We start from the raw sequence: 22,371 nt of genomic DNA on the forward strand, positions 1-22,371 counted from the left end.
TGCCCGCCTCCTGCGGACCCGCCGACCCTAAGCCAGAAAAAAAACCGAAGCAACGACGGCTTTGTCGAAAAGTATTTCCGCTCCGAGCACGCTGCGGCGCACTGGCCCATTGCTCGATCCCCGGCAAAAATGAGATATTCACGAACGTGAATCATTCTCATATCTCAAACCCATCTCCCCGCCTGCTGCTGGTCGAAGACGACCCGCGTCTGCGCGAGGATCTCGACGCGCATTTCCGCCGGCGCGGCTTCCGCGTGACCGTCTGCGGCGATGGCTCGCACGGGCTGGAAGCCGCCGGGCGCGAAGCGTTCGACCTGGTGTTGCTGGACATCATGCTGCCCAGCCTCGACGGCCTGGCCCTGCTGGAGTCGCTGCGCCGCGAGCAGGCCACGCCGGTGATGCTGATGTCGGCCCTGGGCGCCGAACAGGATCGCATCAGCGGCTTCACCCGCGGCGCCGACGACTACCTGCCGAAGCCGTTCAGCCTGGCCGAGCTGGATGCCCGCACCGACGCCCTGCTGCGCCGCGTACGACTGGACCGCCTGCCGTCGGCGCAGCGGCGGGATACCCGGCTGGTGTTCGACGACCAGGCCCAGGATGTGCTCCACCAGGGCCTTCCGGCGGGGCTGACGCCATCCGAGTACCGCCTCCTGGCGACGCTCCGCGAACACGCTGGCGAGGCGCTGAGCAAGCCGTTCCTCTACCGGAGCGTGCTGCACCGCAGCTACACGCGCCTCGACCGCGGTCTCGACGTGCACGTCTGCAACCTGCGGCGCAAGCTCGCCGCGGTCGCCGTCCGTCACCTGCAGATCCAGGCGGTGCGCGGCCAGGGCTACCTGCTGGTGGAGACGGAACACCCCTGATGCGCAGGCACCCGCTGTTATGGAAACTGGCGCTGCTGCAGGTCGGCTTCTGCCTGCTGCTGACCTGGCTGATCTACACCTGGGGCCTGTCGGTGGAGCGCAGCACCTACTTCCTCGCCCCGGCCGACCGCCACTACCTGGCGGATTACGCGCGGCAGGCGGAGGATGCCTGGCGCAGAGAGGGCGCCGCGGGCGCCGAACGCTTCCGCAAGGAACTGTCGGCGAAGGAAGATACCTGGGTGGCGCTGGTCGGACCGCACCTGGAAAGCCTCGGCAGCACGCCGCTAAGCGCCGAGGAGTCGAGCCACCTGACCTTCATGCGCAAGCTCGACTGGCCGATGAGCCGGCGCCTGCAGGACGAACTGACGTACGTCAGCATCGAGTTCCCCGGACATCCCGAGCAGGGCCGGCTGGTAATCCAGTTACCGGAGCGCCTGCTGCCCGGCGGACTGACCCCCTGGACCCACCTGGTCACCCACGGCATAGTCCCGACCCTGCTGGCCGCCCTGCTCGGCCTGCTGCTCTATCGCCACCTGGTGGTGCCGCTGAACCGCTTGCGCGATCGCGCCGACGCCCTGCGCGCCGACGAACTGGAAAGCACTCCCCTCGCCGCACCGCTGGCGGCCCGCCGCGACGAACTGGGCGAGCTGGCCCAGGCCCTGGAGCACATGGCCGAGCGCCTGCGCCTGAGTCTCGCCCAGCAGCGCCTGCTGCTGCGCACCCTGTCCCACGAACTGCGCACGCCGCTGGCGCGCCTGCGCATCGCCCACGACAGCGAGCTACCGCCGGAACAGTTGCGCCAGCGCCTGGATCGCGAAATCGGCGACATGCAACGACTGCTGGAAGACACCCTCGACCTCGCCTGGATGGACACCGAGCGCCCGCAACTGCCCACCGAGCCGGTGCTGGCGCTGTCGGTGTGGGAAGCGCTGCGCGATGACGCCTGTTTCGAAAGCGGCTGGGACCCGGCGCGGCTACCCTGCCGCTTGGGCGTCGACTGTCGCGTCGAGGTCCACCTGGACAGCCTGGCCCAGGCCATGGAGAACCTCCTGCGCAACGCCATCCGTCACTCGCCCGAGAACGGCACGGTCAGCCTCGACGGCGAGCGCGAGGGCGACTTCTGGCACCTGCGCCTGCAGGACCAGGGCCCTGGCGTGGCGGAAGACCAGTTGGAACGCATCTTCCTCCCCTACCAGCGCCTGGACGATAGCGCCGGCGAAGGTTTCGGCCTCGGCCTGGCGATCGCCCGGCGCGCCATCGAGCTACAGGGCGGCCGGCTCTGGGCCAGCAACGGCAAGCCCGGATTGTGCCTGCACCTGTGGCTGCCGGCGGCCGCCTGAGGGCGAAGTGTTTAGAAAGTTAATGCGCTTTACTCTCAAATAACAATCAATATCATTCGTGATCTCTTGCATTTCGCTGCATTGCCCGGAGATCACCGATGTCCTCACGCGCCCTTCCCGCCGTTCCCTTCCTGCTGCTGTCCAGTTGCCTGCTCGCCAACGCCGTACACGCCGCCGGCCAGGGCGACGGCTCCGTCATCGAGCTGGGCGAGCAGACCGTGGTCGCCACCGCCCAGGAGGAAACCAAGCAGGCGCCGGGAGTTTCCATCATCACCGCCGAGGACATCGCCAAGCGACCGCCGAGCAACGACCTGTCGCAGATCATCCGGACCATGCCGGGGGTCAACCTGACCGGCAACAGCTCCAGCGGCCAGCGTGGCAACAACCGGCAGATCGACATCCGCGGCATGGGCCCGGAGAACACCCTGATCCTGGTCGACGGCAAGCCGGTCAGCTCGCGCAACTCGGTGCGCTACGGCTGGCGCGGCGAGCGCGACAGCCGCGGCGACACCAACTGGGTGCCGGCCGACCAGGTCGAGCGCATCGAAGTGATCCGCGGCCCGGCGGCGGCGCGCTACGGCAACGGCGCGGCGGGCGGCGTGGTGAACATCATCACCAAGCAGGCCGGCGCGGAAACCCACGGTAATCTCAGCGTCTACAGCAATTTCCCGCAGCACAAGGCCGAAGGCGCCAGCGAACGGATGAGCTTCGGTCTCAACGGGCCGCTCACGGAAAATCTCAGCTACCGCGTCTACGGCAACATCGCCAAGACCGACTCGGACGACTGGGACATCAACGCCGGCCACGAATCCAACCGCACCGGCAAGCAGGCCGGCACCCTCCCCGCCGGTCGCGAAGGCGTGCGCAACAAGGACATCGACGGGCTGCTCAGCTGGCGCCTGACGCCCGAGCAGACTCTCGAGTTCGAGGCCGGCTTCAGCCGCCAGGGCAACATCTACACCGGCGACACGCAGAACACCAACAGCAACAACTACGTGAAGCAGATGCTCGGCCACGAGACCAACCGCATGTACCGCGAGACCTACTCGGTCACCCATCGCGGCGAATGGGACTTCGGCAGCTCGCTGGCCTACCTGCAGTACGAGAAGACCCGCAACAGCCGGATCAACGAAGGCCTGGCCGGCGGCACCGAAGGTATCTTCGACCCCAACAACGCCGGCTTCTACACCGCCACCCTGCGCGACCTGACCGCCCACGGCGAGGTCAACCTGCCGCTGCACCTGGGCTACGAGCAGACCCTGACCCTCGGCAGCGAGTGGACCGAGCAGAAGCTCGACGACCCCAGCTCCAACACCCAGAACACCGAGGAAGGCGGCTCGATCCCCGGTCTCGCCGGAAAGAACCGCAGCAGCAGTTCCTCGGCGCGGATCTTCTCGCTGTTCGCCGAGGACAACATCGAGCTGATGCCCGGCACCATGCTCACCCCAGGCCTGCGTTGGGACCACCACGACATCGTCGGCGACAACTGGAGCCCATCGCTGAACCTGTCCCACGCGCTCACCGAGCGGGTCACCCTGAAGGCCGGTATCGCCCGCGCCTACAAGGCCCCCAACCTGTACCAGCTGAACCCCGACTACCTGCTCTACAGCCGTGGCCAGGGTTGCTACGGGCAAAGCACCAGTTGCTACCTGCGCGGCAACGACGGCCTCAAGGCCGAGACCAGCGTGAACAAGGAACTGGGCATCGAGTACAGCCACGACGGCCTGGTAGCGGGGCTGACCTACTTCCGCAACGACTACAAGAACAAGATCGAATCCGGCCTGTCGCCGGTCGACCACGCCAGCGGCGGCAAGGGCGACTACGCCAACGCGGCGATATACCAGTGGGAGAACGTGCCCAAGGCGGTGGTCGAGGGCCTCGAAGGCACCCTGACCCTGCCCCTGGCCGACGGCCTGAAGTGGAGCAACAACTTCACCTACATGCTGCAATCGAAGAACAAGGAAACCGGCGACGTGCTCTCGGTGACGCCGCGCTACACCCTCAACTCGATGCTCGACTGGCAGGCCACCGACGACCTCTCGCTGCAAGCCACGGTCACCTGGTACGGCAAGCAGAAGCCGAAGAAATACGACTATCACGGCGACCGTGTCACCGGCAGCGCCAACGACCAGCTCTCGCCCTACGCCATCGCCGGCCTCGGCGGCACCTATCGGTTGAGCAAGAACCTGAGCCTCGGCGCCGGCGTCGACAACCTGTTCGACAAGCGCCTGTTCCGCGCCGGCAATGCCCAGGGCGTGGTCGGCATCGACGGGGCCGGCGCGGCGACCTACAACGAGCCCGGACGGACCTTCTATACCAGCCTGACCGCGTCGTTCTGAACCATAACGAGAAAGCCTGATGAGAACCTCCCTGCTCGTCGCCGCCCTGGGCCTCGCCCTGGCGGCGGCCCTGCCCGGCGGCGCGCCGCTGGCGCAACCGGACCCCGAGGCGACCATGGACCGCAGCCTGCTGCAACGCCAGGACCTGCCCTATCGCTTCAGCGCCGTGGACCTGGACTCCGTCGATGGCCAGCGGCATTACCGGCTGTGGCTCGGCCGACCGCTGCAGGCACCGCCCGCCGCCGGCTACCCGGTGGTCTGGATGCTCGACGGCAACGCCGCCGTCGGCGCCCTCGACGAGTCAACCCTGAGACGCCTGGCCGACGGCGACGCACCGCTGCTGGTCGCCATCGGCTACCGCACGCCGCTGCGCATCGACCGCGCCGGGCGTACCTTCGACTACACCCCCGCGAGTCCCGGCCAGGCCGATCAGCGCGACCCGCTCAACGGCCTGCCCAGCGGCGGCGCCGACGCCTTCCTCGACCTGCTGCGCGACGGCATGCGCCCGGCCGTGGCGGCGCAGGCGCCCCTGGACACTGCGCGACAAACCCTCTGGGGACACTCCTACGGCGGCTTGCTGGTGCTCCACGCACTGTTCACCCGTCCCGGCGAGTTCGCCCGCTACGCCGCGGCCAGCCCGTCGCTGTGGTGGCGCGACGGGGCGATCCTCGGCGAGCGAGCGGGGCTCGAACAGCGCCTGCGCGGAAAGCGCACGGAACTCCTGCTCTGGCGCGGCAGCGCCGAACCGGCCAGCCCGCGCGGCTCGCTGAAAGCCGAGCCGGGCCAGGCGATGGCGCGGCTGGTAGATGACCTGCGCCGGGTTGCCGGGCTCACGCTGGACTTCCAGCCGCTCGACGGCTTGGGTCATGGCGAAACGCTGGGGGCCTCGTTGCGCCTTCTGCTCGCCCGTCCGGCGGTGGAACGCCAGCGCTGAAGGCGCACGCTCCCAAGAGAACCGAGGCAACGGCGGATAACCGCTTCGCGGTTATTCGCCCTACCGGAGGCCAGACATCCGCGCGCCGCGACATCCCTCTACGCTGCACGGCATCCTCTCCCGCCTGCGGGAGAGGGTTGGGGTGAGGGAAAATCGCCCTACGCCACCACCGGAATCAGCGGGTCGGCCGCCGCCAGCGCCACGGCGCGGTCCGCCGCCGGCGGGTAGATCCACACGCCATTGATCTCGGTCTTGATCTTCTTGCCCTCCTCGCGCACGAACCGTACCTGGCGGTCCCAGCCCTCGGTGAACACCGCGCCCCAGCCGCCGAGGTCGAGACAGGTCACGTACTTCACCTGGCTGTAGGGAATCGGCTCGACGCCGAGCAGGTCGGCGGCCACGTTATTGCCGGCCGAGCGACCCAGGGCGATGGCGTGCTGGCAGGTCATCAGGGCATGGTTGCCGAGGTCGTCGGTAGCCGCGCGGGCCACGTCGCCGGTGGCGTAGACATCGTCGAGACCGAGCACCTTGAGGTTGCGGTCGACATGCAGGCGACCCTGGGCATCGCGCTCGCCCGGAATCTGCCCGGTCAGGGTGCTGGCCCGCACGCCCACGGTCCAGACCACGGTCTTCGCCTCGATCCGCTGGCCGTCGTCGAGCGTCACGCCCTCGGCATCCACCGCCGCCACCGAACGCCCCAGGCACCACTCCACGCCCAGTTCCGCCGAGGCCTCGGCGATCAAGCCGCTCAGGTCCGCGCCCATCGATGCGCCGATGGCGGCGCCGCGGTCGACCACGATCACTCGCAGCGCCGCTTTCTCGCCGAGGATCGCCCGCAGGCGCGCCGGCATCTCGGTGGCGGTCTCGATGCCGGTGAAGCCGCCGCCGGCGACCACCACGGTGTTGCGTGCCGGCGAATCCGGCAAGTCGCGCAGGGCATGCAGGTGTGCCTCCAGGCGCAGGGCGTCTTCCAACTGGTCGACATCGAAGGCAGCGTCGATGCCGACGACACTCGCCGGACGCCACACGCCGCTGCCGGCCGCCAGTACCAGGCGGTCGTAGTCCAGCTGCGCCGGCGTGCCCTCGGCATCGCGGTACTCCACCCGCTTGCCGGCCACGTCGATGCGCTGCGCGCTGCCCTGCACGAAACGCACGCCGACCGCGGCGAACAATTCGCCCAGCGGCGCCGCCATGCGCTGCACGTCAGGCTCGTAGAAACGCGGGCGGATGCGCAGCTCGGGCTGCGGCGCGAGCACCGCGACCTCGACGTCGTCGCGGCCCTGGCGGTCGAGCTGGCGCACTGCGCTCAGCGCGCTCCACATGCCGGCGAATCCGGCACCGACGATCAGGATACGTTGTTTCATTGGGGGCTCCTGGAGGGAAAGGACGGGATATCCGGAGAAAAGCCTCTCCGTAACTACGACTATATTTGTCGTAGTTACGGAAATCAATCCCCGAAAAGTGCTCCGACAGGCAACCGCCCCTCGCCGTGAAAGAGAGGGAAATACGGCGAAAACATACGGAAAGAATCGGAGATATAGCGCTTCGAGGCGGAAGACAGCGGACGACCTGTCCTTGTGAGCGACCTGAAAACCGCGCAGAATATTGCGAATATTTCTGTCGGAGTTAGTGATGGCTCTCTATAGCGCCGGCGTCGAATACGGCATCCACTGCCTGTTGTTCCTCGCCGACGAGAAAGGCGACAGCCGCGAGTCCAGCGTGCGCACCCTCGCCGAGTTGCAGGGCGTGCCGCCGGAACTGCTGGCCAAGGTCTTCACCCGCCTGGCCAAGGCCGGCCTGGTGGCTGCCACCGAAGGCGTGCGCGGCGGCTTTCGCCTGGCACGGCCGGCCAACGAAATCAGCGTGCTCGACGTGGTCCGCGCCATCGACGGCGACAAATCGATCTTCGAATGCCGCGAGGTCCGCGAGCGCTGCGCGATCTTCGAAGGCAACCCGCCTTCCTGGGCGACCCGCAACACCTGCTCGATCCACGCGGTGATGCTCACCGCGCAGAAGCGCATGGAAGAAGCGCTGGCCCAGCAGACCATCCTCGACCTGGTACGCCGGGTGGGGCGTATCGCGCCGCCGGAGTTCGGCGAAGAAGTGCTGCGCTGGATGGATGCCAGCCGGGAAGGACGCGGCGGCCCCCGCGACTAGCCCCTGGCGCATACGGAGCGGCGCCGCAAGCCCGTTTCGCGGAAAACACCATTGTCGACTGCGGTGCTAATCGCGCCGGCGTTTCTCCCTACCCTATCGCCAGAGGCCGCCGCAGAGCGGCCGCCGGCCCACTGCAATGGCCCGTGACCAACTTGCGTGATAGGTGAACGATGGAACCTGGCAGCTACCAACTGACCATGAGCGTGCTCATGACCCCCGACAAGGCGAACTTCTCCGGCAACGTCCACGGCGGCGCGCTGCTCAAGCTCCTCGACGAAGTGGCCTTCGCCTGCGCCAAGCGCTACGCCGGACGCTACGTGGTGACCCTGTCGGTGGATCAGGTGATCTTCCGCGAGCCGATCCATGTCGGCGAACTGGTGACCTTCCTCGCCTCGGTGAACTACACCGGGCGCACTTCGATGGAGGTCGGGGTGAAGGTGATGACCGAGAACATCCACGAGCGCACCGTGCGCCATACCAACAGTTGCTTCTTCACCATGGTGGCGATGGACGACCAGCGCCGGCCGGTGGCGGTGCGTCCGCTGGAACCGGAGACCGCGATCGAGAAACGCCGCTACGCCCAGGCCCTGGCCCGGCGCGAGCAGCGCAAGCTGATGGAACTGCGCTACCAGGAGATCCGCGAACAGGTGGATCACGCGATGCCGGCCTGAACGCCGTCCGGCCCGCGGGCCGGGTCCTCAGCCCTCGCCGACCAGGCTTTCGAACGCTTCTTCCAGCACGCTGGCGCTGCCGGGGCGGACTACCCGCGCCACCTCCCGGCCGTCGCGAAGAAAGACGAAGGTCGGCCACAGCTTGACCTGGAACGAGCGCCCCAGGCGGCGCCCGGGACCGTCCTCGACCTTCAGGTGGCCGACCTCCGGATAGTCGTCGAATACTTCCGCCAGCAGCGGCTGGGCGGCCTGGCAATGGCCGCACCAGTCGGTACCGAACTCCACCAGCGTCGGACCGGCGAGCCGGTCCAGTTCGTCGCGCGCCGGTGCCTCGGCGCTGTATCGGGTCTTCATACGCTGCTTCTCCATGAACTTGGCTGACAGGACGGCAGACTCCCGCGGCGGCGCCAGGTTCGACCCGCGCGACGATGGACTCAGCGTTTCCGCACGCGCGCCATGCAGCGCTGGTAGCGTTCGTCGACGCGCTTGGCGAACCAGGCGGTGGTCAGCTTGCGGGTGATCTTCGGGCTCTCCAGGGCGATCCCCGGCAGCACGGCGCGGGGCAGCGTCTTGCCGGTGGCGCTTTCGGCCAGGGCGAAGACCTTGCGGTACAGCGCGCTATCGGCGAACTCCGGGCTGTCGCCCTGCTCCAGCGCCCGGCGGATCGCCGCGTCGCTCATGTCCAGGCGCTTGCCGAGGCTGCGCACGGCCAGTTCGGTGGAGCCCGGCGTGCGCGTGCCGTAGCGGATCAGATCGCCATCCAGCGCCAGCGGAATCCCCGAGACGCGACTCACCGCATTCTGGAACGCGGCGTTGCGACTGGCATACCAGCCGGCGTTGAAGTCGGCGAAGCGGTACAGCGGCGCCGGGTAGTCCGCCGGATAGCCAAGCAGGTGGGCGATGCCGAAATACATGCCGCCGCGCCGGCTGAACACCTCGCGGCGGATGCTGCCGTCCAGCGGATAGGGATAGCCGTCCGCGTGCTGCTCGGCGAAAGCGATGCTGACCTGCATCGGCCCGCCGGTGTGTACCGGGTTGAAGCCGCCGAACAGCTTGCCGCCCATGGGCACGATGGCGATGAAATCGTCGAATGTCTCGCTCAGTTCCTTCTCCGTGCGCGCCGCGGCCAGGCGCTGGCTGTAGGTGCGGCCATCGGGCGACTTGATATTCAGCGCCGAGCTGACCAGGAACGCCGGCACGTGCAGCTTGCCGGCACGACGCTCGACCTCGCGGGTGGCGATCCTGCCCAGGCCGGCCACCGGCGGGTCGACCTGGTAGGTGGACTCCTGCTCGGTCACCGCCAGCACCGCACAGAGATTCTCGTCGCTGGGGTAGATCTGCTGGGCGGAAAAGGCCGCGTAGATATCGCTGGCCCACCCTTGGCGATCGCGCACCGTGGCCGGCATCAGGCGGACGATCTTCGCCCGTACTTCGTCGGGGTTGGGCGGCGGCGGCTCCGCCGACCGCGAACTGCACCCGGCCAGCGCCAGGAGCATGAGCAACCCCGTTACGCCGCGACCCTGGCGTACTGCTTTCATCTGCGATTCCCTGTTCCGTTGCGAAGTGGGCGGCCGGTGGCGACCGCCGAAGCCAGGGCATTCTAGCCGAGCATCCGGCGGCTTCCGTACCGTCCGTCACGCACGGTCGCGGTTCAGAGCGCTGCGTCGGTGCGCTGCCGCTTGACCCGACGCCAGGTCGAGGGCGAGGCGCCGGCCAGCCGGAGAAAGATCCGCGAGAAATGCGGCTGGTCGGAAAAGCCGCAGGCGACGCCGATCTGCGAAAGCGGTTCGTCGCTGCCCAGCATCAGCTCCTTGGCCCGGTCGACGCGCATGCGCATCAGCCATTCGTGGGGCGAAACACCGGTGCTGCACTTGAAGGCCTTGGTGAAATAGCTGCGCGAGAGCCCGCACTCCTCGGCCAGGCGCGCCACCGATACGCCCTCGGCCAGATGCCCGGCGATCAGCTCCTTGGCCCTGCGCAATTGCCAGGGCGCCAGGCCCTTGCCGGTGCAGACCGGGACCTGGGTCGAAGCGAAGCGATCCTGAACGTGGGTCAACAGCGCCAGCATGACCTGCTCGATGAACAGTTCGTTGCGCTCCCCCGCCCTGGCGAAGCTGGGCAGCAGCGCCAGCGCCAGGTGATAGACCACCGGATCGTCGACACCGATGATCCGCTCCGGCTCGGCGGACGCGCGTTGCCCTTCTTCGTAGAGAAACTCCTTTATCGAAGCGCGCGGCAACATGAAGCGGACATTGTCGTAAGTTGTCCGGTGCTGGCACTTTATTTCATCGCCAAGATAGGCGATGGAGATACTTTTCCGTGGATGTCCGCCATCGAAAACCAGTTTGTTTCCATTCCAGAGACGATGGGAATTGAAGTCGCGCAACTGAACGATGACGGAAAACGAATCGGCACAAGGAATATGGATCACCTTGTCCGGATCGGGAGTCGCCTCACTATTGCGAATCAAGGCGTACCCTTCTCCCCTTATGATGTTCCCTGGCGTGGATTGGTCGCCCTTTGTTCTGTCTATGGCAACAGTCATGACTCCCCCTGATTCCATGCGCCTGATGATCTCGTGACACTTTTCTCTCGACGCGAAAAACGACGCACGAAAGCTCCCCCAGAGATTAATCCGAGGGAGCCGTTCCGGGGAAATCTAACCGACGAAGATAACTACCAGATTACTGCGCTGTTACTCGATGATATAGCGCTCAACCCTTTTCCTTTTCCGACGGGCCAGCGGCCTGGTCGAGGCGATGCCGACCCGGTAGTTGCCCCAGCACATGGCCGACCGAACCCGCCTTGTCGCAGGCCGAGGCGAACGCGCAACCGCCGAGCAATTGCTTGCCGACCGGGATGACCTGCTCGCCGAGCAGGATGCCGAGCAACCCCACCAGCGCCACCAGCGGCGGAGCCGGCGAACGCACCTGCAGCAGGCTGTAGACGATCCCCACCAACAGTCCGGCGCCCAGCGACAATACGTAGAGCTTCATCTTCGTTCTCCTTCGCAGCCGTGCCGCCCGGCGGGCCGGAGCGGCACGGCCGGCATTCACTTGGCCGGATTCGGGCCGATGCGTTCGCCGTGGGTCACCCGCTCGGGCGCCTTGTGCACCATGGTGTAGGCGTAGTCCACGCCCATGCCGTAGGCCCCGGAATGCTCCTTGGCGATGGCCATCACAGCGTCGTAGGTATCCCGGCGGGCCCAGTCGCGCTGCCACTCCAGCAGGACCTGCTGCCAGGTCACCGGTACCACGCCGGCCTGGACCATGCGGTCCATGGCGTACTTGTGGGCGTCGCTGGAGGTGCCGCCCGAGGCATCGGCCACCATGTAGATCTCGTAGCCGCCCTCGAGCATGGCGCAGAGGGCGAAGGTGGTGTTGCAGACCTCGGTCCACAGCCCGGCGACCACGACCTTCTTGCGCCCCGCGGCGGCCAGCGAGTCGCGCACGTTCTGGTCGTCCCAGGAGTTCATCGAGGTGCGTTCGAGGATCTTCTGCTCGGGGAACACCGCCAGCAGCTCCGGATAGGTCGGGCCGGAGAAGCTGTCGGTTTCCACCGTGGTGATGGTGACCGGGATGTCGAATACCTTCGCCGCCTTGGCCAGGCCCACTACGTTGTTCTTCAGCGTCTGGCGATCGATGGACTGTACGCCGAATGCCATCTGTGGCTGCTGGTCGATGAAGATGATCTGGCTGTTCTGCGGAGTTAGAACTTCGAGATAGTGGCTCATGATTGTTTCCTGACAACGAACGATGAATTCCAGCTGTTGCGCACAACAGCACGCGGGCCAACAGATAATTTCCCGTGGCCGGCCAGACTATGAAGCATGGATATTGGAAAAAACAAACTTTTCGAGAAAATAAATCACTGAACTGCGGCCCCGGATAAAGTTGAAAGGCGATATTCAAAATATTCGACACATCCATACAAAAAGCGCACACAGAGACAATAAAAGAAGGATTACCAGCTAGCAGAATCGACAGTCCGCCCTATAAGAAAAAGCCCCCATGAAGTTCAGGACATGTCTCGCGCCTTACTTGCTATCGACCACCAGCAAGTTGCGCTTGCAGGAGGATGCGTCATTCGGGAAAACCGCTCTTTCGTCCCGTACGTTTCCCGCCGCACCTATCCTGTCCGGTGGCCTCTCTCGCCGCCGCCCTCGCTGACCGATTCCGCCCCGCTGCCAGGAGCACGCCATGAGCCACGATCCGCCGAGCAAGGACCGCCGCCATTTCCTCACTACCAGTTCGGTGCTGGGCGCCGCCGGAGTCCTGTGGTCCGCCCTGCCCTTCGCCAACGCCGCCAGCCTTTCTCCCGCAAGCAACCCAGGAGGTTCCATGACCGCCGACCTGATCCTGCACAACGGCCGCTTCCACACCGTGGACCGCGACAACCCCACCGCCACCGCCGTGGCGATCAAGGACGGCAAGTTCCTTGCCGTCGGCAACGACGCCGAGGCGATGCTCCATCGCGGCAGCGCCACCCAGGTGATCGACCTGCAGAAGCGCACCGTGATCCCCGGTCTCAACGACTCGCACCTGCACCTGATCCGCGGTGGCCTCAACTACAACCTGGAGCTGCGCTGGGAAGGCGTGCCCTCCCTGGCCGACGCCTTGCGCATGCTCAAGAACCAGGCCGAACGCACGCCCAGCCCCCAGTGGGTGCGGGTGGTCGGCGGCTGGAACGAGTTCCAGTTCGCCGAGAAGCGCATGCCGACCCTGGAGGAATTGAACAAGGCCGCGCCGGACACCCCGGTGTTCGTCCTCCACCTGTACGATCGCGCCCTGCTCAACCGCGCCGCCCTGCGCGTGGTCGGCTACACCAAGGACACGCCCAACCCGCCCGGCGGCGAGATCGTCCGCGACAGCAGCGGCGAACCCACCGGCATGCTGATCGCCCGGCCCAATGCGATGATTCTCTACGCCACCCTGGCCAAGGGACCGAAGCTGCCGCTGGAGTACCAGGTCAACTCCACCCGCCAGTTCATGCGCGAACTCAACCGCCTCGGCCTGACCAGCGCGATCGACGCCGGCGGCGGCTTCCAGAACTACCCGGACGACTACCAGGTGATTCGCGAACTGGCCGACCAGGGCCAGCTCACCGTACGCATCGCCTACAACCTGTTCACCCAGAAACCGAAGGAAGAACTCGCCGACTTCAAGAACTGGACCGGCAGCGTCAAGTACGGCCAGGGCAGCGATTTCTTCCGCCACAACGGCGCCGGCGAGATGCTAGTGTTCTCCGCCGCTGACTTCGAGGACTTCCTCGAACCGCGCCCGGACCTGCCGCAGACCATGGAGCAGGAGCTGGAGCCGGTGGTCCGCCACCTGGTGGAGCAGCGCTGGCCGTTCCGCCTGCACGCCACCTACGACGAATCGATCTCGCGGATGCTCGACGTGTTCGAGAAGGTCGACCGCGACATTCCGTTCAACGGCCTGCCCTGGTTCTTCGACCACGCCGAGACCATCACCCCGCGCAACATCGAGCGGGTGCGGGCACTCGGCGGCGGCATCGCGATCCAGGACCGCATGGCCTTCCAGGGCGAGTACTTCGTCGACCGCTACGGTGCCAAGGCCGCCGAGGCCACGCCGCCGATCCAGCGCATGCTCGCCGAGGGCGTGCCGGTGGGTGCCGGCACCGACGCCACCCGGGTCTCCAGCTACAACCCCTGGACCTCGCTGTACTGGCTGGTCAGCGGCCGCACCGTCGGCGGCATGGCCCTGTATCCGCAGGGCCTGCCGCGGGAAACCGCGTTGCAGCTGTTCACCCACGGCAGCGCCTGGTTCTCCAGCGAGCAGGGCAAGAAAGGACAGATCAAGGTTGGACAGCTCGCCGACCTGGCGGCGCTGTCGGCGGACTTCTTCGGCGTCGAGGAAGAGGCCATCAAGTGGATCGAGTCGGTGCTCACGGTGGTCGACGGCAAGATCGTCTATGCCGCCGCCGAGTTCGACAAGCTCGGTCCGCCGGCGCCGCCGGTGCTGCCGGACTGGTCGCCGGTGGCCAAGGTACCCGGCCACTGGCGGCAAGGCGCGCCGCTGACCGCCCAGGTCCACCAGTGCGTCGGTGCCTGCGCGGTACACGCCCACGAGCACAACCGCGCGCGCCACTCCAACGTACCGGTGAGCGACTTCCAGGGTTTCTGGGGCGCATTCGGCTGTTCCTGCTTCGCTTTCTGACGTACCCGGGCGGGCCCTTCGCGGCCCGCCTCGCCCGGAGTTTTCCCGATGATCCGCGTTCGACCGGTCGGCCGCCTGGCCCTTTTCCTGGCGCTGGGCGGCACCTCGCCATGCCACGCCGCGACAGAGGAAGCCAAGGCACCCGACTACCTGGAGTGGCGCCTGCTCAACCGCAACTACTTCCTCTACAACGACTATCGCCGCGCGGACGCCAGGCGCGGCTACCGCAAGGAATGGGCACACGGCCTGATCGCCGACCTGGAGTCGGCCTATACCCCCGGCCGCGTCGGTTTCGGCCTCGATCTCCACGGCTTCGCCGGCTTCAAGCTCGACGGCGGACGTGGCCATGCCGGCACCGGCCTGTTGCCGCTGGACTCATCCGGCGATAACGCCAGCGAGTATTCCGACGCCGGCGCCGCACTCAAGCTGCGGCTCGGCGAGAGTCTGCTCAAGGTCGGCGAGATGACCGTCGAGACCCCGGTCTTCGATACCAGCGACAAGCGCCTGCAACCCCAGTACGCCAGGGGCTTCTTCCTGCAGAGCGACGACCTCGACCGCGTGCGGATCCAGGCCGGGCGCTTCACCGCCTTCAAGGAACAGGCCTCCAGCTCCGGCCATGGCGACTTCGACGGCTACGGCGCGAGCACCGCCGGCAGCGCCATCGGCTTCGCCGGCGCCAGCCTGGCGGCCAGCGACAACCTGAGCGGCTCGCTGTTCGCCGCGCAACTGGACAACGTCTGGCGCCAGGTCTATCTCAACATGAACCTGCAACGTGCCGCGTTCAGCCTGGATGGCAACCTCTATCGCACGCGCGACCAGGGCCGCAGCCGGGCCGGCGCGATCGACACCCTGGCCTACAGCCTGCAACTGAAGTACCGCGTCGGCGCGCAGGGTTTCTCCCTGGCCTACCAGCGTGTCCATGGGGATACGCCGTTCGACTTCGTCGGAGGTGACTCCATCTACCTCGCCAACTCGATCAAGTACGCCGATTTCAACGGTCCCGGCGAACGCTCCTGGCAGGCCCGCTACGACCTCGACCTGGCCCCGTTCGGCCTGCCGGGGCTGAGCTTCATGGCGCGTTACGTCAGCGGCCGCGCCATCGACGGCAGCCATGCGCCGGCCGGCGGCGCCTACAACCCGCTGGGCGCCGATGGCCGCTACCGGCCCTTGCAGGGCAGCGGCGGCAAGCACTGGGAGCGCGACCTCGACCTGCGCTACGTGTTCGCCTCGGGCCCGCTCAAGGACCTCTCGCTGAACGTCTCGCACCTCAGCCACCGGGCCAACGCGGCCCAGGCCGGCGACGACATCGACCGCCTCTACCTGATCGTCGAATACCCACTCAAAGGCTCGCTCTGACCATGACCGCACCCGCCGCCTCACCCTGGAGTCCCCTGCGCCAAGCCACCTTCCGCTGGCTATGGCTGGCCAGCATCGCCTCGAACATCGGCACCTGGATGCACGAGGTGGGCGCCGGCTGGCTGATGACCTCGCTCTCCGCCAGCCCGCTGAACGTGGCCCTGGTGCAGGTCGCCGGATCGCTGCCGATGTTCTTCCTGGCCCTGCCGGCCGGCGCCCTCGCCGATATCGTCGACAAGCGCCGCTACCTGCTCGGCGTGCAATTGTGGATGGCCTTGGTGGCCACCCTGCTGGCCAGCCTCACCCTGCTCCAGTTGACCAGCGTCTGGCTGCTGCTCGGCCTGACCCTGTGCATGGGCATCGGCACCGCGCTGATGATGCCGGCCTGGAGCGCCACCACTCCGGAACTGGTGGGCAAGGACGAACTGCCGGCGGCGGTGGCGCTGTCCAGTGTCGGGGTCAACCTGGCGCGGGCGGTCGGACCGGCCATCGCCGGGGTGCTGGTGAGCCTGGTCGGCCCCTGGCTGACCTTCGCCCTCAACGCCCTCTCCTTCTTCGCGGTGATCGCCGTGCTGCTGGCCTGGAAACGCGAGGCCGTGCCCTCGGTGCTGCCGGCGGAACGCCTGTTCGGCGCCCTGCGCGCCGGCTGGCGCTACAGCCGCAGCTCGAGGCCGCTGCAATCGGTGCTGGTGCGCGCGGTGGCGTTCTTCCTCGGCGCCAGCGCCGGCATGTCGCTGCTGCCCCTGATCGTGCGCGGCGAACTGCATGGCAACGCCATGGACTTCGGCCTGCTGCTGGGCAGCGTCGGCGTCGGCGCGGTGCTCGGCGCCGCGTTCCTGCCGCGCCTGCGCGAACGCCTCGGCAGCGACCGCCTGGTGCTGCTCTCCAGCGTGCTCTACGCACTGGTGCTGGTGGCCCTGGCGCTGCTGCGCAACCTCTATTTGCTGGTGCCGGTGATGCTGCTCAGCGGCGCGGCATGGATCGCCGTGCTCTCCAGCCTGCAGGTCGCCGCGCAGACCTCCGTGCCGGCCTGGGTCCGCGCCCGCGCGCTGGCGGTCTACATCCTGGTGTTCTTCGGCAGCATGGCCGCCGGCGGCGCCCTGTGGGGTCTGGTCGCCAGCCACCTGTCGATCGCCTTCGCCCTGCTCTGCGCCAGCGCCGCGCTGCTGCTCGGCCTGTTCGCGTCGCTGCACTGCCGGCTGCCGGTCACCGAGGCCGAGGACCTCGCGCCGTCGCTGCACTGGCCGGCACCACTGGTCGACGAAGAGGTGGACCAGGAACGCGGCCCGGTGATGGTCACCCTCGAGTACGACATCGACCCGCAGGACGCCGCGGCATTCCAGGCGGCGATGGTCGAGGTGCGCGCCATGCGTCGGCGCAACGGCGCGGTGTCCTGGGGGCTGGTCCAGGACAGCGGCAACCGTCGCCTGTGGCTGGAGTTCTTCATCGACGAATCCTGGCTGGAGCACCTGCGCCACCACCAGCGGGTGACCCGCGGCGAGTTGCGGGTCGAGGCCGCCGCCCGGCGCTTCCAGAGCGCCGGCGTGGAGGTGCGCATCCGCCATTACCTGCACGGCGCGGCCAGGCCTTGAGCCTCCCGGGCGACGGTCGTCGCCTGCCCCTGGCGGATCCGCCCACGGCTGTTATCCTGCTCGCCGATGGCGCCACAAGGACGGTGGTCGGTAGCGATGCCGCGCACCCGCGGCGCCGCGAACGCAACCCACAGGGAAGTCCACGCATGTCCTACGACTACGAGAAAACCAGCCTCACCCTCTACCGGGCGGTATTCAAGGCCAACTACGACGGCGACGTCGGTCGCTACCTGCGTCCCGACAAGGAACTCGCCGAGGCTGCGGAAGTCGCCCCGCTGCTGCATCCGACCTTCGACAGCCCCAACACCCCTGGCGTCCCCGCCCGCGCGCCGGACATCGTCGCCGGCCGCGACGGCCTCTACGCCCCGGACACCGGCGGCACCTCGGTGTTCGACCGCGCCGGCGTGCTGCGCCGCGCCGACGGCGACTTCGTGATACCCGACGGCACCGACATCCCGCCGGACCTTAAGGTGAAGCAGGACAGCTACAACAAGCGCCTGCAAGCCACCCACTACACCATCATGCCGGCCAAGCCGATGTACCGGGAGGTCCTCATGGGCCAACTGGACAACTTCGTGCGCAACGCCATCCGCCGCCAATGGGAAAAAGCCCGCGGGCTCTAGGAGTGAACCATGAACCTGAAACCCCAGACCCTGATGGTGGCGATCCAGTGCGTCGCCGCGCGCACCCGCGAACTCGACGCGCAGTTGCAGAACGACGACCCGCAGAACGCCGCTGAACTCGAACAGTTGCTGGTCGGCTACGACCTCGCCGCCGACGACCTGAAGAACGCCTACGAGCAAGCCCTGGGCCAATACAGCGGCCTGCCGCCCTATGACCGGCTGATCGAAGAGCCGGTGTCCTGACGGCCCGTGGGCGGGCCGTCGTTGGCCCGCCCGCTCCAGCGCGCGCAGAGAAACGACAGATGGTCTTCGGCTGGCACGGCGACACCATCACCCGCGACACCGCAGTGTGCCGCGACTAGCGCAACGCCCAGGACGTACGGCGCTTCCTCGTCGGGCTGCGCGGCGCCGACTTCCGCTTCGATCGTGCCTTCATGGCCGGGATTGGCGACGGCGCGGCAAAATCCCTGGGTGAGGTGGCGGACGAACGGCGGCGGCGCCACGCCGACACCAGCCCCTCCGCCTGAGCGAGCGCTCAGGCGCGGAAATGGCTCGGCGGCTGGCCGCTCCAGCGCTGGAAGGCATGGCGCAGGCTGGCGGTCTCGCTGAAGCCGAGTTCCTCGGCGATCCGGTAGATCGGCATGTCGCCGCTCTGCAACAACTCCTTGGCGCGGGCGAAGCGCAACTCGTCGAGCAATTGCTGGTAGCTGGTGCGCTGCTGCTGAAGGTGCCGGCGCAGGCTGCGCGACGAACAGTTCAGGCGCCTGGCCAGTTCCTCCAGGCCGGGCGGGTCCTGCAAGCGCTCGGCGAGGATCGCCCGGACCTTGTCCAGCCAGGCACGACGCGCGGCCAGGTCGATGTTCTGCCGCCGGCACTGTTCCAGCATCTCCCGGTGGGTCACCGGGTCGGCCAGCGGCAACGGGCGCTCCAGCCATTCGGCGGCGAAGCCGATGGCACTGCGCTCGCGTTCGAAGTGCAACTCGCAGGCGAAACCCTCGGCGTAGGCCCGCGCCATCGCCTCGTCGCCGGCATAGTCGAAGGCCGCTTCCAGCAAGGGCAGCGGCTGGCCGAGCAGGTCGGCGCAGGTGACCTTCAGCGAGCCCAGGCAAAGCTCGGTGTTGAATGGCCGCAGCGCCTCGTCCTCGCCGTAGCCGGTGGCCACCAGCCAGGCGCGGCCGTCGGCGACCTCCAGCGACAGGTGGAAGTAGGTGCCGAGCAAGACCGGATAGCTGAGGCCGATGCGCAGCGCCTCGCCGAGGGTCGGTGCGGAGAGCAGCGCGTAGCCGAGCAGGCCGTAGGCGGAAATCCGCGTGCGCAGCCCCAGGCGCAGGCCGAGGGCCGGCTCGTCGCTGAGCCGGCAGGCGTTGGCGAACACCTGCTGCTCCTGCCAGGGGCTGATCAGGCGCCGCAGGTCGAGCAGATCGGCGGGGGTGATGCCACTGCCTTCGAGCAGTTGCTCGCGGGCGAACCCTTCCTTCTCCAGCAGCGAGAGAGTGAGGGTCGACATGTGCAGCGAGTTGAGCCAGGTGGCGCGGGAGAAGGTCGAATCGATCATGGCGTGCCCATAGTTACCGGTGGCCGCGCCGCGCTGTTACCGCGCGGACGGGATACACAGGGTAGGCAAGTTGCGTGCCGCCGCGCCTGTCGCCGGTCCCGCAGGCAGTTGGCTCAACCGCGCGAGAGGAAGCGCATACCCTCCTCCAGGCCGCTCAGGGTCAACGGATACATCTGTTCCTTGACCAGTTCGCGGACCAGGCCGGTGGACGCCGTGTAGTTCCAGGTGTCCTTCGGATAGGGGTTGATCCAGATGAGCTTCTTGTACTTCTCCATGAAGCGCTGCATCCAGACGTAACCGGCTTCCTCGTTCCAGTGCTCGACGCTGCCGCCGGCCTGGGTGATTTCGTAGGGCGCCATCGCCGCGTCGCCGACGAACACCACCTTGTAGTCCGGACCGTACTTGTGCAGCAGGTCGAAGGTGGCGGTGCGTTCGCTGCTGCGGCGCAGGTTGTTCTTCCAGACCGACTCGTAGATGAAGTTGTGGAAGTAGAAATACTCCAGGTGCTTGAACTCGGTCTTGCAGGCCGAGAACAGCTCCTCGCAGACCTTGACGTGGGCGTCCATCGAGCCGCCGATGTCCAGCAGCAGCAACAGCTTCACCGTGTTGCGCCGCTCCGGGCGCATCTGGATGTTGAGTAGCCCGGCGTCCTTCGCGGTGTGGTCGATGGTGCCGTCGATGTCCAGCTCCTCCGCCGCGCCCTCACGGGCGAACTTGCGCAGGCGCCGCAGGGCGATCTTGATGTTGCGCGTACCCAGTTCGACCTGGTCGTCGAGGTTCTTGTATTCGCGCTGGTCCCAGACCTTGGCCGCCTTGCCCTGGCGCTTGCCGGCGTCGCCGACGCGGACGCCCTCCGGGTTGAAGCCGCCGGAGCCGAACGGACTGGTACCGCCGGTACCGATCCACTTGTTACCGCCGGCATGGCGCTCCTTCTGTTCCTCGAGGCGTTTCTTGAACTCCTCGATCAGCTTGTCCAGGCCGCCGAGGGACTGGATCTGCGCCTTTTCCTCGTCGGTCAGCAGGCGCTCGAATTCCTTGCGCAGCCATTCCTCGGGGATCAGCGCCTTGAGGTGGTCGTCGAGCTTCTCCAGGCCCTTGAAGTAGGCGCCGAAGGCCCGGTCGAACTTGTCGAAGTGGCGCTCGTCCTTGACCATGATGGTGCGCGCCAGGTAGTAGAACTCGTCCATGTCGGCGAACACCACGCGGTGCTTCAGGGCGTCGATCAGGTCGAGCAGCTCGCGCACCGACACCGGCACCTTGGCTGCGCGCATTTCGTTGAACAGGTTGAGCAGCATGGCTGCGACCTCGTCTGTTGTCCGTTGATCCCGGCGCGCGAGCGCCGGTCAGTATTGGTGTTCCTGCGGCAGGTCGTCGGCGATGACGTACCAGTCGGCTTTCGAACCCACGTAGATGTGCCGCTGCGCTACCGATGGCAGCGGCGAGTCGAGGGTGCCGAGGGCGATAGAGGTGTACGTCGGGTCCTCGTTGCCGCCAAGCCACTGCAGGTTCGATCCGCAGTGGCGGCAGAAGGTACGGGTGACGCCTGGCGACGAGTGGTATTCGGCCACCGCGTCCGCCCCGGCGACATAGCGGAACGCCTCGCGGCGCACCTTGCCGTAGGTGGCGAACGCCGCGCCGTGGGCCTTGCGGCACTGGCTGCAATGACAATGGCTGGCCGATTCGATGGGCGCGTCGATCTCGTAACGTACCGCGCCGCACAGGCAACTTCCGCTGAGCATGGGATGTTCCTCCGCTGTCTGGCGTGCCGCCCCGCGGCCCTTTCCCCGGAAAGGGCCGACGCACTCAGCGGCTGGCGCGGCGGCTCATGAACGCCAGGCGCTCGAGAAGCTGCACGTCCTGCTCGTTCTTCACCAGGGCGCCGGCCAGCGGCGGGATCGCCTTGGTCGGATCGCGCTCGCGCAGCACCGCTTCGCCGATCTCGTCGGCCATCAGCAGCTTCAGCCAGTCGACCAGCTCGGAAGTCGAAGGTTTCTTTTTCAGGCCGGGCACCTTGCGCACGTCGAAGAAGATGTCCAGCGCCTCGCTGACCAGCGACTGCTTGATGTTCGGGTAGTGCACGTCGACGATCTTCTGCAACGTCTCGCGGTCGGGGAAGGCGATGTAATGGAAGAAGCAGCGGCGCAGGAAGGCGTCGGGCAGTTCCTTCTCGTTGTTCGAGGTGATGATGATGATCGGGCGCTGCTTCGCCTTGATGGTTTCGTTGGTCTCGTAGACGTAGAACTCCATCTTGTCGAGTTCCTGCAGCAGGTCGTTGGGGAACTCGATGTCGGCCTTGTCGATCTCGTCGATCAGCAGGATCACCCTCTCCTCGGCCTCGAAGGCCTCCCAGAGCTTGCCCTTCTTGATGTAGTTGCGCACGTCGTGAACCTTGTCCACGCCCAGCTGCGAATCGCGCAGGCGGCTTACCGCATCGTACTCGTAGAGGCCCTGGTGGGCCTTGGTGGTGGACTTGATGTGCCAGGTGATCAGCTTGGCGCCGAAGGACTCGGCCAACTGCTCGGCGAGCATGGTCTTGCCGGTGCCCGGTTCGCCCTTCACCAGCAGCGGCCGCTGCAGGGTGATGGCGGCGTTGACCGCGAGCTTGAGGTCGTCGGTGGCGACGTAGGACTGGGTGCCTTCGAACTTCATCAGGAAATCCTCGAACGGTAACGCCCTGGCTGGAAAACCGGGCAGTTCAGTATTGTTTGAAAACCCGACTATAACGCGGGGACAAGCGCACTGTGAACGCAGACGGGTCATTC

Annotated in this window: 22 protein-coding genes; 12 read left to right on the forward strand and 10 right to left on the reverse strand. The window is 67.0% G+C overall.

Going from position 1 to position 22,371, the window contains the following annotated elements; translation table 11 throughout:
- Nucleotides 1-146: 146 nt before the first annotated feature.
- The 4 genes from FOC67_RS14365 (at nucleotide 147) to pfeE (ending at nucleotide 5,476) form a co-directional block, all read left to right on the forward strand.
- Nucleotides 147-863, forward strand: a complete 717-nt coding sequence (locus FOC67_RS14365; RefSeq protein WP_009313975.1) for a response regulator transcription factor — start codon at nucleotides 147-149, stop codon at nucleotides 861-863.
- Nucleotides 863-2,203 carry a two-component system sensor histidine kinase PfeS gene (gene pfeS, locus FOC67_RS14370; RefSeq protein WP_009313974.1) on the forward strand — a complete coding sequence of 447 codons (1,341 nt, stop codon included), beginning with the start codon at nucleotides 863-865 and terminating at the stop codon, nucleotides 2,201-2,203. Before FOC67_RS14365 ends, pfeS begins: the two co-directional genes overlap by 1 nt.
- A 98-nt stretch (nucleotides 2,204-2,301) precedes the next feature.
- Nucleotides 2,302-4,542, forward strand: coding sequence for a siderophore enterobactin receptor PfeA (gene pfeA / locus FOC67_RS14375; RefSeq protein WP_003090548.1), 2,241 nt, complete (start codon nucleotides 2,302-2,304; stop codon nucleotides 4,540-4,542).
- 19 nt (nucleotides 4,543-4,561) lie between these two features.
- Nucleotides 4,562-5,476, forward strand: coding sequence for a ferric enterobactin esterase PfeE (pfeE, locus tag FOC67_RS14380; protein ID WP_009313973.1), 915 nt, complete (start codon nucleotides 4,562-4,564; stop codon nucleotides 5,474-5,476).
- Between the two features lie 158 nt (nucleotides 5,477-5,634).
- On the opposite strand, the gene FOC67_RS14385 is transcribed toward pfeE, so the two are convergent.
- A complete protein-coding gene (locus tag FOC67_RS14385; protein WP_003138874.1) occupies nucleotides 5,635-6,840 on the reverse strand; it encodes an NAD(P)/FAD-dependent oxidoreductase in 1,206 nt (401 codons plus the stop codon).
- Nucleotides 6,841-7,108: 268 nt separating this feature from the next.
- Here FOC67_RS14385 and FOC67_RS14390 point away from each other — a divergent pair, with 268 nt between their 5' ends.
- Both FOC67_RS14390 and FOC67_RS14395 read left to right on the forward strand, forming a co-directional pair.
- The gene (locus FOC67_RS14390) at nucleotides 7,109-7,633 is read left to right on the forward strand and encodes an Rrf2 family transcriptional regulator (RefSeq protein WP_009313972.1); all 525 of its coding nucleotides are present in this window, start codon (nucleotides 7,109-7,111) and stop codon (nucleotides 7,631-7,633) included.
- A gap of 170 nt (nucleotides 7,634-7,803) precedes the next feature.
- A complete protein-coding gene (locus tag FOC67_RS14395) occupies nucleotides 7,804-8,304 on the forward strand; it encodes an acyl-CoA thioesterase (protein WP_003090555.1) in 501 nt (166 codons plus the stop codon).
- A 27-nt stretch (nucleotides 8,305-8,331) separates the two neighbouring features.
- On the opposite strand, the gene FOC67_RS14400 is transcribed toward FOC67_RS14395, so the two are convergent.
- From FOC67_RS14400 to FOC67_RS14420, 5 genes are all read right to left on the reverse strand, one after another.
- A complete protein-coding gene (locus tag FOC67_RS14400; RefSeq protein WP_009313971.1) occupies nucleotides 8,332-8,658 on the reverse strand; it encodes a thioredoxin family protein in 327 nt (108 codons plus the stop codon).
- A gap of 80 nt (nucleotides 8,659-8,738) precedes the next feature.
- A complete protein-coding gene (locus FOC67_RS14405) occupies nucleotides 8,739-9,842 on the reverse strand; it encodes a DUF1615 domain-containing protein (protein ID WP_009313970.1) in 1,104 nt (367 codons plus the stop codon).
- A 113-nt stretch (nucleotides 9,843-9,955) separates the two neighbouring features.
- Nucleotides 9,956-10,849, reverse strand: coding sequence for a helix-turn-helix domain-containing protein (locus tag FOC67_RS14410; protein WP_003119473.1), 894 nt, complete (start codon nucleotides 10,847-10,849; stop codon nucleotides 9,956-9,958).
- Nucleotides 10,850-11,018: 169 nt separating this feature from the next.
- Nucleotides 11,019-11,300 (reverse strand): XapX domain-containing protein, encoded by a 282-nt coding sequence (locus FOC67_RS14415; protein WP_003101509.1) that lies wholly within the window; start codon nucleotides 11,298-11,300, stop codon nucleotides 11,019-11,021.
- A gap of 56 nt (nucleotides 11,301-11,356) precedes the next feature.
- Nucleotides 11,357-12,037, reverse strand: coding sequence for a hydrolase (locus FOC67_RS14420; protein WP_003090561.1), 681 nt, complete (start codon nucleotides 12,035-12,037; stop codon nucleotides 11,357-11,359).
- Between the two features lie 607 nt (nucleotides 12,038-12,644).
- Here FOC67_RS14420 and FOC67_RS14425 point away from each other — a divergent pair.
- The 6 genes from FOC67_RS14425 (at nucleotide 12,645) to FOC67_RS29845 (ending at nucleotide 18,581) form a co-directional block, all read left to right on the forward strand.
- Nucleotides 12,645-14,483, forward strand: coding sequence for an amidohydrolase (locus tag FOC67_RS14425; RefSeq protein ID WP_003110530.1), 1,839 nt, complete (start codon nucleotides 12,645-12,647; stop codon nucleotides 14,481-14,483).
- A gap of 48 nt (nucleotides 14,484-14,531) precedes the next feature.
- The gene (locus FOC67_RS14430) at nucleotides 14,532-15,839 is read left to right on the forward strand and encodes an OprD family porin (protein ID WP_003131049.1); all 1,308 of its coding nucleotides are present in this window, start codon (nucleotides 14,532-14,534) and stop codon (nucleotides 15,837-15,839) included.
- A 2-nt stretch (nucleotides 15,840-15,841) separates the two neighbouring features.
- Nucleotides 15,842-17,431, forward strand: a complete 1,590-nt coding sequence (locus tag FOC67_RS14435) for an MFS transporter (protein WP_009313968.1) — start codon at nucleotides 15,842-15,844, stop codon at nucleotides 17,429-17,431.
- 146 nt (nucleotides 17,432-17,577) lie between these two features.
- A complete protein-coding gene (gene tse2 / locus FOC67_RS14440) occupies nucleotides 17,578-18,054 on the forward strand; it encodes a type VI secretion system effector Tse2 (RefSeq protein ID WP_003119469.1) in 477 nt (158 codons plus the stop codon).
- A 9-nt stretch (nucleotides 18,055-18,063) separates the two neighbouring features.
- Nucleotides 18,064-18,297, forward strand: coding sequence for a type IV secretion system immunity protein Tsi2 (gene tsi2 / locus FOC67_RS14445; RefSeq protein ID WP_009313967.1), 234 nt, complete (start codon nucleotides 18,064-18,066; stop codon nucleotides 18,295-18,297).
- Between the two features lie 155 nt (nucleotides 18,298-18,452).
- Entirely contained in the window at nucleotides 18,453-18,581 is a 129-nt protein-coding gene (locus tag FOC67_RS29845) for a DUF6434 domain-containing protein (protein ID WP_305965287.1), read from the forward strand.
- Between the two features lie 8 nt (nucleotides 18,582-18,589).
- Here the strand turns inward: FOC67_RS29845 and FOC67_RS14450 are convergent, their stop codons facing one another.
- From FOC67_RS14450 to FOC67_RS14465, 4 genes are all read right to left on the reverse strand, one after another.
- Complete coding sequence (locus FOC67_RS14450) at nucleotides 18,590-19,609, reverse strand: AraC family transcriptional regulator (protein ID WP_003101519.1); 1,020 nt, start codon at nucleotides 19,607-19,609, stop codon at nucleotides 18,590-18,592.
- Between the two features lie 113 nt (nucleotides 19,610-19,722).
- Nucleotides 19,723-20,904 (reverse strand): VWA domain-containing protein, encoded by a 1,182-nt coding sequence (locus tag FOC67_RS14455; RefSeq protein WP_003090569.1) that lies wholly within the window; start codon nucleotides 20,902-20,904, stop codon nucleotides 19,723-19,725.
- Between the two features lie 48 nt (nucleotides 20,905-20,952).
- A complete protein-coding gene (locus FOC67_RS14460) occupies nucleotides 20,953-21,348 on the reverse strand; it encodes a GFA family protein (protein WP_003131045.1) in 396 nt (131 codons plus the stop codon).
- A 64-nt stretch (nucleotides 21,349-21,412) separates the two neighbouring features.
- Entirely contained in the window at nucleotides 21,413-22,258 is an 846-nt protein-coding gene (locus tag FOC67_RS14465) for a MoxR family ATPase (RefSeq protein WP_003090571.1), read from the reverse strand.
- Nucleotides 22,259-22,371 lie beyond the last annotated feature (113 nt).

Origin of the sequence: Pseudomonas sp. FDAARGOS_761 (genome assembly GCF_013343155.1) — a bacterium.
GTDB classification, from domain to species: domain Bacteria; phylum Pseudomonadota; class Gammaproteobacteria; order Pseudomonadales; family Pseudomonadaceae; genus Pseudomonas; species Pseudomonas aeruginosa.